At 47.1% G+C, this 14,248-nt stretch carries 12 protein-coding genes; 4 read left to right on the forward strand and 8 right to left on the reverse strand.

Annotated features, from left to right (window positions below):
* Positions 1-26: 26 nt before the first annotated feature.
* A complete protein-coding gene (locus GQ52_RS03830) occupies positions 27-1,847 on the reverse strand; it encodes an alpha-amylase family glycosyl hydrolase (RefSeq protein WP_047515319.1) in 1,821 nt (606 codons plus the stop codon).
* 229 nt (positions 1,848-2,076) lie between these two features.
* Between GQ52_RS03830 and GQ52_RS03835 the strand changes: the two genes are divergently transcribed.
* Positions 2,077-2,940, forward strand: a complete 864-nt coding sequence (locus tag GQ52_RS03835) for a bestrophin family protein (protein ID WP_047518506.1) — start codon at positions 2,077-2,079, stop codon at positions 2,938-2,940.
* Between the two features lie 25 nt (positions 2,941-2,965).
* Complete coding sequence (locus GQ52_RS03840) at positions 2,966-3,202, forward strand: DUF2789 domain-containing protein (RefSeq protein ID WP_047515322.1); 237 nt, start codon at positions 2,966-2,968, stop codon at positions 3,200-3,202.
* Between the two features lie 57 nt (positions 3,203-3,259).
* Here the strand turns inward: GQ52_RS03840 and GQ52_RS03845 are convergent, their stop codons facing one another.
* Positions 3,260-5,680: an EAL domain-containing protein gene (locus GQ52_RS03845; RefSeq protein WP_047515325.1), complete on the reverse strand. Its 2,421-nt coding sequence runs from the start codon at positions 5,678-5,680 to the stop codon at positions 3,260-3,262.
* Positions 5,681-5,966: 286 nt separating this feature from the next.
* On the opposite strand from GQ52_RS03845, the gene GQ52_RS03850 reads away from it, so the two are divergent.
* Together GQ52_RS03850 and GQ52_RS03855 are read left to right on the forward strand one after the other, a co-directional pair.
* Entirely contained in the window at positions 5,967-6,839 is an 873-nt protein-coding gene (locus GQ52_RS03850; RefSeq protein ID WP_047515328.1) for a hypothetical protein, read from the forward strand.
* A 67-nt stretch (positions 6,840-6,906) separates the two neighbouring features.
* The gene (locus GQ52_RS03855) at positions 6,907-7,656 is read left to right on the forward strand and encodes a tetratricopeptide repeat protein (protein WP_047515330.1); all 750 of its coding nucleotides are present in this window, start codon (positions 6,907-6,909) and stop codon (positions 7,654-7,656) included.
* Between the two features lie 85 nt (positions 7,657-7,741).
* Here GQ52_RS03855 and GQ52_RS14160 read toward each other — a convergent pair whose 3' ends face one another.
* The 6 genes from GQ52_RS14160 to GQ52_RS03880 all read right to left on the reverse strand — a co-directional run bounded on the left by GQ52_RS14160 (position 7,742) and on the right by GQ52_RS03880 (position 13,923).
* Positions 7,742-7,906, reverse strand: a complete 165-nt coding sequence (locus GQ52_RS14160) for an Ada metal-binding domain-containing protein (protein ID WP_081979307.1) — start codon at positions 7,904-7,906, stop codon at positions 7,742-7,744.
* A gap of 197 nt (positions 7,907-8,103) precedes the next feature.
* Positions 8,104-8,823 carry a hypothetical protein gene (locus GQ52_RS03860; protein ID WP_081979308.1) on the reverse strand — a complete coding sequence of 240 codons (720 nt, stop codon included), beginning with the start codon at positions 8,821-8,823 and terminating at the stop codon, positions 8,104-8,106.
* Positions 8,816-9,427: a hypothetical protein gene (locus GQ52_RS03865; RefSeq protein ID WP_047515336.1), complete on the reverse strand. Its 612-nt coding sequence runs from the start codon at positions 9,425-9,427 to the stop codon at positions 8,816-8,818. The genes GQ52_RS03860 and GQ52_RS03865 overlap by 8 nt, the downstream gene beginning before the upstream one ends.
* Before the next feature lie 40 nt (positions 9,428-9,467).
* Complete coding sequence (locus tag GQ52_RS03870) at positions 9,468-10,814, reverse strand: M48 family metallopeptidase (RefSeq protein ID WP_152604411.1); 1,347 nt, start codon at positions 10,812-10,814, stop codon at positions 9,468-9,470.
* Positions 10,815-10,884: 70 nt separating this feature from the next.
* Entirely contained in the window at positions 10,885-11,577 is a 693-nt protein-coding gene (locus GQ52_RS03875) for an NrdJb (protein WP_047515340.1), read from the reverse strand.
* A 180-nt stretch (positions 11,578-11,757) separates the two neighbouring features.
* Positions 11,758-13,923, reverse strand: coding sequence for an adenosylcobalamin-dependent ribonucleoside-diphosphate reductase (locus GQ52_RS03880; protein WP_047515342.1), 2,166 nt, complete (start codon positions 13,921-13,923; stop codon positions 11,758-11,760).
* Positions 13,924-14,248 lie beyond the last annotated feature (325 nt).

A 14,248-nucleotide genomic window follows, 5' to 3' on the forward strand; every position in this document is an offset into this window, starting at 1 on the left:
TGACATCATGCAACATGATTAAAGGGTTACTTTTCCTGCGTATAGATCAGGCAACTGTAAGCACCGATGGTGATGGCGGCTGAAAACGCATGGCCATCGTGCGCTTCGTCCTGCGCCGTGATATCGCCGGAAGGGGTTTCATCCAGTTGCTCACTATATAAAGTCGCGTCACTATTAAAACGCAACGTCCACTCACCAGCTTGCGGCAAACCGATCACATAGTGATCTTTACGCCCCTCAGCAAAATTAAATACCACAACCACATCGTCACCTACACCGCCTTCTTGCCAGCGGTGCATGGCAATCACTTTGTCATTATCATTGACGTGATACACGGCGGTGTGTTGCCCGCTCAGGCCCGCAGAATACCCATTACGGTTTAAGCGCAGGCTGATCAAATCGCGGTAGAGCGTGGTGATATCGGCATATTCCTCTGCGCGATGCCAGTCGATAGGGCGGTCATCACGAAACCATTGGTCACGCAAAAATTCCTGGCCCTGAAACAGCATGGGGATACCCGGCGCCGTCATCACCAGCGCCGCGCCCAGGCACGAACGCTTGATAGCGTAACGCCCAGGTTGCTCGCTGGGATCGATCTCAGACACCAGCCGCTGCTTGCCATTCGCCACCTCGTCGTGTGACTCGGTATATACCACACGCTCAAACGCATCGTCGTTATAGCGTTTGAGCAAAGCATCACGCACCGCGGGCATAGAGCGGTTGGCATCATCGACCTCAATCAGCGCAGTGCGTACCGGGTGCACAAATGCGGCATCCCACTGGCTGCTGAAGTGCGCCCCGCCATCCTCATGTTTCAGCGTCAGTTCTGCGCTACTTTGCAAGTCTTCGGCAATGGTAATTTTGCCAGGGTAGCGCCGTTCCACCTCGCTGTTGATCCATTGCAGCAAGCTCCAGCCCTCCACAATCATTTGCTGCGCGCTCGCCTCGACACTGCGGATATACAAGGTCATGTCATAGCGCAGGCCATCGGCGTGATAATCGTCCAGCCACATCATGGCATTATCAAAAATATACTGACGCACCTCGCCACGGCCATAGTCTGGCCGCGTATCGCCCCACGGCGTCGCCGAGCGCCAGTCGTTATAAAAGTAAATGCCGCCCTTGCCGTTCTCCTGCCAGCCATCAAACTGCCACAGGCTAATGTCAGACGGCCCAAAGTGGTTGTACACCACATCCACAATCACGGCGATGCCCAAGTCATGCGCAGCGGCAATAAAGCGCTTGAACGCCTCAGGTCCGCCATAAGCGCTCTCCACCGCATACGGGTGCGCCGGGTTATACCCCCACGAATAATCCCCGGCAAATTCGGCAATCGGCATCACTTCCACCGCATTAATGCCCAGCGCCTGCAGATGCGGCAGCCGCTCAATCGCCGTATCAAATGTGCCTACCGTCTCGTCTTTGGCGTTAAACGTGCCAATGTGCAGCTCGTAAATCACCAGCTCATTCCATGGCGGCATTTGAAAGTCAGACCCAGGCTGATCAAAAAAATCCAGCGCAGGCACCACGGCATTGCCCGCAGAGTTAGTGACAACCCTGGCATAAGGATCTATGCGTTGCAGTTGCTGCTCGCCATTGATCAAATGATATTGGTATTCATCGCCAGGCCTGGCATGCGCCAGGTTAGCATACCAGTAACCATTGCCCTCGCTCACGCACTGGTCAGCGCCCGCTTGCCAGTCATTGAAAGCCCCGATCACCGACACCTGCTCGGCATGCGGCGCCCACACCCTGAAAGCCACGCCATCAGCATGCGGAATCGCCCCCATGCCAGGGAGCGGGTCAATACTCGTTTCAGATTGCAATGCATTGTTGCTAGATACCATGATGAACAACCTCCAGAGAGAAATGAATGCGAATAATGAATACAGCTCGCGCAGCCCGGACGAAAGGCTGGCCGATAACAGGAGCGTAAAGAACCAGACAGCAACAAAAAAGACGATCCATTCTGACATTGCTGTCAGTATCGTCTGTCATGCGTCGCGCCCCGTGCAAGCGGCTATTATTCCGGTCGCCATGTTAAACTGGCTTCCAGTTTTCAACAGGCAACACCGCATGATTCAATACAACCCCAAAGACTGGATTACCTTCATCTTCCGCTTTCACGAATCGGACACCTTCCGCCAGCTCATGCCCATGATGCTGTTGATTGGATGTTATGCAGGCGGCATCGCCTACCTCGAAATCGAGTACTGGAAACTGGCCGACAGCAGCCATGTGAAAAACCTGTCCTTAATCCACACCACCGTCGGTTTTGTGTTGTCATTGCTGCTGGCCTACCGCACCAACACCGCCTATGACCGCTGGTGGGAAGGCCGCAAAGCCTGGGGCACACTGGTCAATAACAGCCGTAACCTCGCCATTAAATTATCAGCCTTTTTAACTGACGAAGAAGATAAGCAATTCTTCAAAAAAATCATCCCGACCTTTGCCTCGGTGCTGTCCAAACACTTGATGAATGAAGAAGTCAGCAAAATGCTGTTTGAAGGGCTGGACCTGGAGATCGACCATCACGAACATCACCCCAACCAGATCGCGCAACGTCTGTTTCAAAAAGCCAACGAGCTCTACGCCGCAGGCAAAATCAGCGGTGACCAGTTGTTTATCATCAACGACGAACTCAAATCATTCACTGAAGTCTGCGGCATGTGCGAACGTATTAAGAATACGCCTATCCCATATTCATACAGCGCGTTTATCAAGAAATTCATCTTCTTCTACGTGATGACGCTGCCGTTTGGCTTTGTATTCAGCCTGGGCTATTACGTGATTCCAGTCGTGGTGTTTATTTTTTATGTGTTAGCCAGCCTGGAACTGATTGCCGAAGAAATTGAAGACCCGTTTGGCACCGATACCAATGATTTGCCCACACCCAAACTGGCAGCCAATATTAAAAAACACGTGGAAGAATTACTTTGAATTAACGACTTTAGGAGTCAGCCTCATGGAATCTTCATTGCACACACTGAATAATCTATTCGCTCAACTCGGCTTGCCGAATACCGACGCCGAGATCGAAACGTTTATTAAAACGCACAGTCATCTGGCGGGCTACATTTCGCTGGCCGAAGCGCCCTATTGGACACCCGCGCAGGCCACATTTTTGCGTGAAGAGATATTGAAGGATGCCGATTGGGCAGAAGTGATAGACCAGCTGAACGCCAGATTGCATGCAAAGTAAATCACCCCTCGCATAGCGTGCGGGCATTCATGGCCTCTTGAACCGCCACTAACGTTGTCACAACGGCCCCGTGACCATGACTTCCTCAAAGGGCACTGGCCTGCCAAATAAATATCCTTGTGCATGAGGACAACCGATTGCTGCCAGGTATTGGGCTTGCGCCTCTGTTTCAACGCCTTCGGCAATCAGCCCTTTTCGCAAACTCCTGGCCATTGAGATAATGGCCTGCACAATTAATCCTCTATCAAGGTTAGTAGTGATATCTTTAATAAATGATCGATCAATTTTTAACTGGCTAATCGGGAATCGATTCAGATAGCTTAACGCCGAATAGCCGGTACCAAAATCATCAATTGAAATACATAGCCCATGGTTATGGAAAGTCTGCAGGACAGACTGAATCGCTTCGTTATCCTCCAGCAACAGACTTTCGGTGATCTCCAACTTGATCCATTCAGGTTTACATCCCGTTTCCGTCAGGATGTTGATGACCGAGTTAAATAAATCATTCTGAATAAATTGCCTGGTAGACAGGTTAATCGAAACCGTAAAAGGCGTGGCTCGCCCCGCATTCCACTGCACCGCGGCTTTGCATGCAGTGGATATGATCCACTCACCAATACTAATGATGAGCCCGGACTCTTCAGCAATACCAATAAACTGATCTGGGGAAACCAATTCACGATGGTCTCTATGCCAACGGATCAGCGCCTCTACGCCCACCACTTCTTTGGAAATCAAATCCACTTGCGGCTGGTAATACAGCTTGAATTCGTCCTTCTGTAATGCTTTCCGTAACGCATTTTCAATATTCATGCGTACCGACGTTTTCTCTGTGAGATCCGAAGAATAGAATTGAAAATTATTGCGGCCTTTGCTCTTGGCCGAATATAAAGCGGAGTCCGCGTATTTGAGTAAATCTTCCACTTTGTGGCTATCGGTAGGAAACACCGCAATGCCAATACTCACGGTAATAAATAACTCTTTACCGGCGATGTAAAAAGGCTCAGCCATAGCCTCGATAATTTTCTGGCCGACGTTAGACGCATTTTGCGGATGATGTATTTCAGATAAGAGAATCGCAAACTCATCGCCCCCAAGGCGGGCAATGGTGTCATAACGCCTAATACGTGTTTCCAGCCTTCTGGCCGCCTCACATAGCAGTTGGTCTCCTACCGTATGTCCATATGAATCATTGATTTCTTTAAACCGATCCAGATCCAGCATCATCAGACTAAATGGATGGTTGTTTCGACCCGCCTCAGCCATGGTCTGATTCAAACGGTCGGCGAGTAATGCCCGATTAGGTAACTCCGTCAACGAGTCGAAATAGGCCAGATGATGAATGCGCGCCTGGCTTTCAACCGTCTCCGTGACGTCCTGCCCCATCGCGATCACAGCCATGACTTCGCCATTCGGGTCCAGCTCGGCAATCAGGGAGGTATGGATAATCCGCCCCCTCCCTTCCGGCGTTTGCCAATGCAGGTCTACGTTTTTATTGATCCCCGCCGCGAAGACCTCCTGAATATGAGATTCAAACTCGATCGCTGAAGCGCCGCCAGGATACTCAGAAGGCGACTTTCCAACCAGGAAGTCACAGGTGACACCGTAAAAATCAGCGGTTTTAGGATTCAAATAAGTGCGCTTATTTTGACGGTTGTAACGCACGATGGAATTAGGAAAGTTTGAGATCAATGAGTGATATTCACGCTCCCGTTGCAGCGTCTCGGTCACATCTCTGGCGTACCCCACGGTGCCAATGACCTGATCATCGACGACCAAAGAGGATTTATAGGACTCTATCCAGTAATACTCTCCAGACGTATCCCTGATCGGGCAGATCACGCCAATAGGCGCATCACTGTTTAAAGCGTCTTTATCGCCATTGACATATTGCTGAGCAAGCTCGGCCGGAAAGAAATCAAAATCTGTCTTGCCTTCAAGATCATAAGTCGTCGCTACACCGGCCATCTTTGCATAGGCTTTATTGGCCGCTAACAACCGGCTATCTTTATCTTTCAGCCAGACCATAAAAGGAAAGTTATCCAGCAAGGTTCGAAGGTAATGCTCTCGATCCAATTGCTCAGGTTTGCCTTCATCTGCATGGCCATTCGGCAGTTTACGTAAGACCTCCAAGCTATAGTCAGTTTCGCCCAGACTGATTTTTGTCGCGGTGATGACTGCATCAAAACTCTGACCAGTTTTACTGCGACTTTTAACTGTATAGCTAAGCGATTTAACCTTTTGCAGCGCATGCCAATGCTCACGCCACCACTCATTGGAAAAGTCAGGCAATAATCGTTGGTTATTTAAAGCAGATAACTCAGCCTGTGAATATTCAAAGAGCTGACAGGTCAGGGCATTTGTATAACAGAGTGTACCTTGTTGGCTAATCAAAAAAACTGCATCACCAATCTCATCAAAAGCAAATGTTAATTCCAGCAATCTGGAACGATCTTGCAACGATAAATCCGTCATTGAAACCATCCCCACATATCTAGCCTGGCTCTTGTTATATGCACGTAGTGCACAAGATTCATACCCTTCAACCCAGCATCACCGAGAAGACTTAATCGTTATATGTAACAAATTGTAACTTCAGTGCGTAATTTATACCTTTTTGGCCGCGATGGGATAAAAATATATATTGATCAATGAACTATGCGATGCAAGTTACACTTTTACGTGAAGAGCGTTTGAAAGATGCCGATTACGCGGAACTCAATGCGAGACTGCACTGAAAATAAAACAGGATGACAAGATAGTGAACGACGATTTCACCCTGCCGCCAACATACACCACGTTGCGGCTGCAAAACTTAAGCGTGGTCGAACAAACTAGGCTGTTGCCGCAAGTGTTTGCGCTAGCCAGAGAACAATATCCAGAATGGCCCGCAGAGCAATTGCAAAACTGGCTTGCAGCCTTGGCGGGTGGCAATCAAAACGGCACAAAAATGGCGGTCTCGGTAGTGCTGGATGCGCAGAAAGAAGTAGCCGCCACCAGCGCACTCGAGCTGTATGACAATGGCACTGCCATGATCAACTACAGCCTTGCCAGAAAGAATGCCGACAACCACTCCTTCCCCAGCTACGCAGCGCTTATTTACGCCGCCACTAAAGACATGGCGGCAGGCATCAAAGCGCTACAAGCACGCGGTGAAACCATCCACTTCGTGGGCAAAGAGCACCATTTGCAAAGCCTGCGCGCGATTGCAGGCTATTATGCCGTTGGCAACGTGCCAATTGACGGCCCGACCTCGCTGCTCAAGGCAGAAGTGAAGTATTACGAAGTGGCTTATGGCGACCCGAAAGAGGTCGAAAACCAGACCAGGATAGCCCATGCGTTTATGCTGGCAGACCCGAAAGCAGGTTATACGCAAGAGGAAGATGTGCACCTGTGGCTGTTGGGCGACTTTACCCCCAGCGAGCCGAGCAAACCGCTGGCCGAATCGCTCAGGGCACTTGCGGAAAGCTACGCCAAAGAGCACAGCATCTTCCGCGAAAAAGATGTCCGTTTAGACCCCGGTTATATTTCGCTCAACCAGCTGGCTGACCATTTGCCAGCCACAGCGACCTATCAACAAGCGGTACAAGCCTCGGCGCGTGGTGCCTCCCAATGGATGGGCTTGGCTGAATAAAGCACTTATCAAAATCGCTCAAGTCTGAGACTATTATTCGACGCATACCCACACACAAGGAACAGGCATGGCGCAAATAGAAAGCGGTTTTTTGGCAAAGTTATTCACTAAACCAATGTTCACCGGGGTGATGCTGTTCGCGCTGTATTCGGCCAGCCTGGCGCAGGCAAACACTTTAGAAGAAGCCAAACAAAAGCTATTGCAAAAAGACTATGCCGGTGCCCATGCGATTTATCTGTCACTCGCTAATCAAAACGATACCAAAGCCTGCTACAACTTGGGCCTTATGTATCAGGATGGCGATGGCGTGGCCAAAAATATGGACGAAGCGGTCAAGTGGTACACAAAATCGGCAGAGTTAAATTACAAAGAGGCGCAATACACACTGGCCTCACTGGTATTTCAGCGCCAGACTCAAAGCATCAGTTACCCGCAAGCGGTGACCTATTACGAGCAAGCGGCCAAGCAAGGGCACGTGAAATCGCAACTTAATTTGGGCATGCTGTATTTGCGCGGTGATGTGATTGCGCAAGACATGCCCGCCGCCGTGCAATGGCTAAGCCTGGCCGCAAGCAACAACAATAGTGAAGCCCAAGGCTATCTGGCCGACCTCTACCAACAAGGCGCTGGCGTTGAACAAAATACTGTCAAGGCGGCGATGTGGTTAATATTGGCGACGCAAAATGAAGACAAGCATTTTTTGAATCGCCACACCAAAATGCTTAATTATCTTTTGGCGCAAATAACCGAGGAACAAAAAACCTCCGCCACTCAATTGGCGGCGCAGTGTAAAGGTCAGCAACTACAAGGGTGTTAAGTACGAATAAGCTTGAAAAGTTTGCAGGCTCTAAACCTGGCAGCTTCTGATGCATCGGTGGTCAAGTAAACTCGACAGTTTTAGGTCATGCCGGGCGAGCGCCACATGATGAACGGCAAGAAACGCCGGTGGTTTTGACCGAATAATAAAACTGACCATCTGCTTGAGCATCCCTCGCCAGCACTTGCTGCCAGCGCGGGTCATTTAATGTTTTCTCTGCTGCATCATCTTTCGTTTTTGAACTCAACATACCTTGATCTCCATCTGATAAGTGAAAGATACAAGATCATTCAATTCAAAAAACTCTCACTCTTGCTTTTGAATTACATCAAACTAGGTTTTGGGTTTAGGATAACTCAACTTCACATGTCTTAATTCTACATCTCACTTAGTCAGCCATGACAAGCCAGCTTAATGAGAAACTGATTCTAAAATACAAGAAGGAATTTAATGAATGTCCAATCTTTTAATCGAATCCCAAACCTCTACAGGACTTTCATTAAATTCGAGGCAATAAATTTGAAGTTGGTCGAGGAACTGTGTATTTTTTTTAATCCATATCATGGTACTCATTTCGATTTTTAGATTTAGCCTTTGAGCATATATCAAGTATCTAAACCAATGAATAGCCATCTTTGTAAGCCTAGTATCAGCTCTAATGGGCAAATCTGGAAAGTCAAAGCGAACTGCACGCAACAAGCCCTTTTCTAGATCATTACGTCCATTGACGGGATCATATAACTTGTTAACTCTCAAATCTAACGCCAGTGCATTACCAGTAAAATCAAATTGTTTTAGAACATCACAAATACTCTCGCATTTAGATAATCCCGTGTCCCATTTCTTTAAATCCATCAAGTCACAATAGACTTCATCCCTATTTGGATGCCATCTTGGTGAACGAAATTGACCGTAATTAATATCTCCATATCGATTTAATTCGGAGATAAACTCTCCAACTTGATCTCCAGCAATAACGAAATCGAGATCCTTCGGAGATATATTTAAATCAAGAATAATATTCCTTATAACCCCTCCAACTAGATAGATCTCCAAGTTGGGATATTTGTCCATGACCATTCTGAAAGTTTCAATTCCAGTCCATGCATCAAGCGTTGCATCCACCTTATTTATTGTCGAACTCAACGGGAAAGTTTGACTAAGCATTAACAACCTTAATCAGTTTTATTGAACCAAATGTGTGAGTCCCTTTGTCTGTGTAATAAGACCCCTCAAGAATATTTTTAACTTGATTGCCCTTATCAAAGGTTAGGCGAACACTAGCTGTTCCGTAACATATATAGTCTTTTTTAGAGAACTCGGGCTTTGTTTGCGAAACAAAGGACCATCCGAACTCACAGAATAAAGGATTTACAATCCTAAAGTTGGCCATCTTTGACTCACTGTATGTATTATCACCGTCCAAACAAATACTTATTTTGTCCCACGTTTGATGAATATGAAGAGTAACTTTGAATGGCTTTGAATAATCATCTACTGAAGAACGAAGCTCACCTTCCCATTTACCTTCAACTATCGGAGTTTTAACCAAACCGACTTTATACAATAAAGCCCATTTCCAAACACAATTATTAAAGAGCATATGAAAAAACCCATATACTGTAAAAGCTGATGGCACAGAAACATACACAGGTGCTTCAAAAATAGTTATTAATAGGTCTTTTGCAAAACCCACAATAAACAAGCTTAGCAATGCGATCAAAAATAAAACTCTTAATTTGGAATCATCATTTAATGAGTAATTATGCATATAGCACCTTGCCTTTACTTTTTTAATATCAGTATTAATTTTAAGCAATATTATAAGTTTTAATCGTCTCTATCCATTCAGCAGTTAACTCACGTTCCTTACTGTAAGATGACTCATCACTTTTCTCTAAGAAGCTCTCAAAATTGTTTTTTGCCAAGAGGCTATCGCCTCTAATCTGCCAATTAAAAAAACCCAATATGTAATTTAAATGAATTAATTCTGGATTACCCGCCAAAATCCAGTTTATAAAACCTTCAACCTGATTGATAGTATCAACCTGAATATTTAGTTGCGATGCATTTCTGTAATGGCGAATGGCCTGTTTGAGCTGACCTTTATAACCATACAAAAATGCCATATTTAATTGCCAAATTGGATTTGAAGGTTGCTCTAGTTTTTTAATATGTGTAATTGCTTTTTCGACATTCTTATTCAATACAAACTCACAGATTGCGTATAACCCTAGTACACCTGGTCGACTTCTTTGCTCAGGATCTACCTTTTGAAGCCATTGATACACCTTCATCAATTTGCTCAATTCATAATCTACAATCCACTCTGCATGCCAAGCAGATGCCATCGCCTCATAAATCTCAACCCGTCTTACTGGCAAGCGCTCTTTCAGTTTTAGAAAAATGGGGAAACTATTATTTTTCTCAATCAGGCTATGCTCAACGTCGTCATATAATTGTTCAGCATAAATAATATCTCCTGAAATTGCTGCTGCTATACCAATAATATATTTTGCAACTATCCCTGCCCAATCAGATGTGAATTGGAAAGAGAACAAATCATTCTCAGAAAGCACCTCAACCCTTCTTGGAAGAAGCTCAGTAAACTCTTGAGACAATCTTTTACTCATAGCCTCTGATACTAAAGCATGAGCAACAGCACCTTCCAAATCAAAAAAATAATGAGGCTCTCCATCTTCGCCTATTCTTTTTCGCACCCTACCAAAAAGCATAAATTGAGCGCCCGACTCAATCCTTACTTTCTGAGCAATCTGCGAGTCTAAACACTTTTCGGCAAGATGCTGTTGGAGCTCCATGAAATGAAAAACCTTACCACTATTACCGCCCTTAATATGCTGCTGTAATGGAACAAGCAAATCCTCTTTAATTTTTTTAAAATCATCCTCATCTGAACAGTAAATACTTACCAAAAAGCCAACCTTATTATTAGGCGTTCGAGGTGGTTTATTTGAATAAAGCCAACAAACCCAAATAGCTATGTTCCCTAATAGAATAAAAGCTATGGGGAAATTTTTATCTAAGCCCAAAAGATTAGAAACAGTAGCAATGAATAAGATATAAGCTAGCTCACTCCCTAATAAGCCAGTTTTAAGATGCCAGTTATTCTTAATAAAAGAGATGTCAAAATTTTCCAACTTAACCCCGTCTAAATATCTCACCTATAAAGTAAAAAAGGAGCCGAAGCTCCTTATATTTCAGATTTAATTAACCGCACTTACTATCACCGCAGTTCAAGCAAGTCATGCATCCATCCATCAGAATGCTTGCTTTGGTATTACACTTTTTACAAAGCTGTGCACCTTTTGGGAAGCCTTCGTCGTTTGACTCGTCACCTGACTTGGCGTGTTTTTCCAGGTATTCGGCTTTTTTCTCTTCGACCAGTTTTTGCTGGTGTTCGTCTAAACCTGGCTTTTTCAGCATTCCGATTTCTTGCAGGTGTTTTTCTACGACTTCACCAATCTCAGCCACCAGGCTAGGCACAAACTTGCCGCCTTTTTTAAAGTAGCCGCCTGAAGGCTCGAATACGCTTTTCAGTTCTTCTACCAGGAAGGTGACATCGCCACCTTTGCGGAATACGGCGGACATAACGCGGGTCAGCGCGACGATCCACTGGAAGTGCTCCATGTTTTTGGAGTTGATGAAAATCTCGAACGGGCGGCGGTGCTCTTGTGGCGTGCCTTCGTACATGATGACGTCGTTGATGGTGATGTAGAGCGCGTGCTCGGTCACCGGCGTTTTGATTTTGTAGGTGTTGCCGACAAGCATATCCGGGCGGCTCAATGGCTCACCCATTTGAATGATGTTTGCGACAGGCGCTGCTGCGGCCTCGGCTGCTTTTTTGTCTTCATCGGTCACCAGTTTGTAGGCGGTGATTTTTTTGTCGATCTTGATTGCCATGTTGTTCTCCCTATTGGAGTGCTCAGTTCTTTATAAATTCATTTCAAAATTTTAGATGGTTGCCGTCGCGAGCGAGGCCAGTGCCAGGCGAAAAGCGGTTTTAAACCGGAGTGTACAAATAGTACATGAGGATTTAAAACTGCTTTTTAACGCCGCAATGGCGAGCGCAGCAGGCAAACACTAAAATTTTCCGTAGTAGCCTTCTTTGAATGCGTCAAAGAGGTTAGCCGCCGTGTGAATCTCACCGTCGTACTCAATCTCTTCGTTACCTTTGGCTTCGATCTCGGTGCCATCTTCCAGCGTGAATTTGTAAGTGGTGCTTTCGAGGTCTTTCTCGGTCACCAATACGCCCTGGAACGCTTCAGGGTTGAAACGGAAAGTCGTGCATCCTTTCAGGCCTTTGTCATACGCGTAGAGGTAGATGTTCTTGAAATCCTCAAAGTCGTAATCAGTCGGCACGTTAATGGTTTTGGAGATGGAGCTATCAATCCATTTTTGTGCGGCGGCCTGGATATCGACGTGGGCTTTGGCCATGATGGTGGATGAATCGAGGAAATAATCCGGCAACTGCTCTTCTGGCTTGTCACTGAACGGCATGGCGTTCGCATTCACCAGTTCACGATAAGCCAGCAGCTCGTAGCTGAATACATCGACTTTCTCTTTCGACTTTTTGCCTTCACGGATGACGTTGCGGGCATAGTGGTGGGCAAAGCTAGGCTCGATACCGTTGCTGGCGTTGTTGGCCAGGCTCAGTGAAATCGTGCCGGTTGGCGCGATAGAGCTGTGATGCGTAAAACGCACACCCTTGGTCGCGATCTGGTTACGCAGGCCTTCGGGGAATTGCTGCATGTAGCGGCTGTATTTGCCCAGCAACACTTTACCAGCCAGTTTCTGGCCAACCTTGATGCCATCGGCGGCCATTTCAGGACGTACGCGCAGCATGTCGGCGGTGACTTCAAATTTCTCGTCCATAATCGGTGCCGGGCCTTTTTCTTCAGCCAGTTGCACGCCGACTTCCCAACCTACTTCGGCCATGATGCGGGTGACCTCTTCAGTGAATTTCACTGAGTCATCTTCACCGTATTTCATTTTCAGCATGGTGAGTGTAGAACCCAGGCCGAGGTAGCCCATGCCATGACGGCGTTTGCGGGCGATTTCCTGGCGCTGCTGCTCTAAAGGCAAACCATTGATTTCCACCACGTTGTCCAGCATACGGGTAAATACGCCGACCACTTCGCGGTATTCGTCCCAGTCAAAATGCGCGTCGTCGGTGAATGGCTGGCGCACGAATTTGGTCAGGTTGACGGAACCCAGCAGGCAGGCGCCGTAAGCTGGCAATGGCTGCTCGCCACAAGGGTTGGTGGCGCGGATGTTTTCGCAGAACCAGTTGTTGTTCATCTCGTTAACGCGATCAATGAGAATAAAGCCTGGCTCGGCAAAATCGTAGGTGGAAGACATGATCACATCCCACAGACGGCGCGCCTTGATGGTTTTGTAGATGCGGCAAGCGACTTTACCAGCCTCAGGGCCTTCGGTTTTGGTCAGGTATTTGCCTTTGATCGGCCAGTCACGCCACACGACTTGTGACTCGTCGTTGACGTTGAGACCATCAATAATGGCTTCTTTCTCGGTGACCGGGAAGGCCAAACGCCATTCATCATCGGCTTTGACGGCTTCCATAAATTCTTTGGTAATCAGGCAGCTTAAGTTGAACTGGCGCAGACGGCCATTTTCACGCTTGGCTTTGATAAAGTCAGTTACGTCCGGATGCGAAATATCAAAGGTCGCCATTTGTGCGCCGCGACGGCCACCGGCAGATGAAACGGTGAAACACATTTTGTCGTAGATATCCATAAACGACAGCGGGCCGGAAGTATAAGCCCCGGCACCGGCCACAAATGCGCCTTTTGGACGCAATGTAGAAAACTCGTAACCAATACCGCAACCAGCTTTCAGCGTCAGGCCAGCTTCGTGCACTTTGCCTAAAATGTCGTCCATGCTGTCTTCGACTACGCCTGAGACAGTGCAGTTAATGGTAGAAGTGGCTGGTTTGTGCTCTTGCGCACCGGCGTTGGAGGTAATACGGCCGGCCGGAATCGCGCCACGACGCAATGCCCACAGAAATCTTTCGTGCCATTCAGCTTTCTTCTCTTCGGTGGTCTCGACGTCAGCCAGTGCACGCGCCACGCGGCTGTAAGAATCGTCCATATCCAGGTCTACATGCTCGCCAGATTTGGTTTTCAGGCGGTATTTTTTATCCCAGATATCAAGTGAGACAGGCTGCACCGGAATCTCGGCCGCGACCTCTTCTGAATGGACTTTCTTTTGTTCAACTGCTTTCAGCATCGAGCTCTCCCACCTTTGGCGATTCTTATTAATTGATAACGCGCTGTGAACCGGAAAAACCCCTGCGGCTGACAACGCGTTGGCACGAAGATTGGCTTGAAACAAGCGTTTGCACGCTTATATTGCCGCACGCTATGGATTGAGATGCGGCTTCAACCAAACACAACATCTTGTGTTGCTGGCAGTAATTTATGCCTATACTTTGTTGACGTCAATCGATTTTTTACGCCTTTTTTTGGTGCGTATTGCTTGCATTCTTGCAATCACTTTAACCACAAGGCCTCAGGCATAGGTGAGTCATCACTCTCGTGTTTTGCATGCATTT

The sequence above is a fragment of the Methylophilus sp. Q8 genome (assembly GCF_000800115.1).
Classification (GTDB): Bacteria; Pseudomonadota; Gammaproteobacteria; order Burkholderiales; family Methylophilaceae; genus Methylophilus.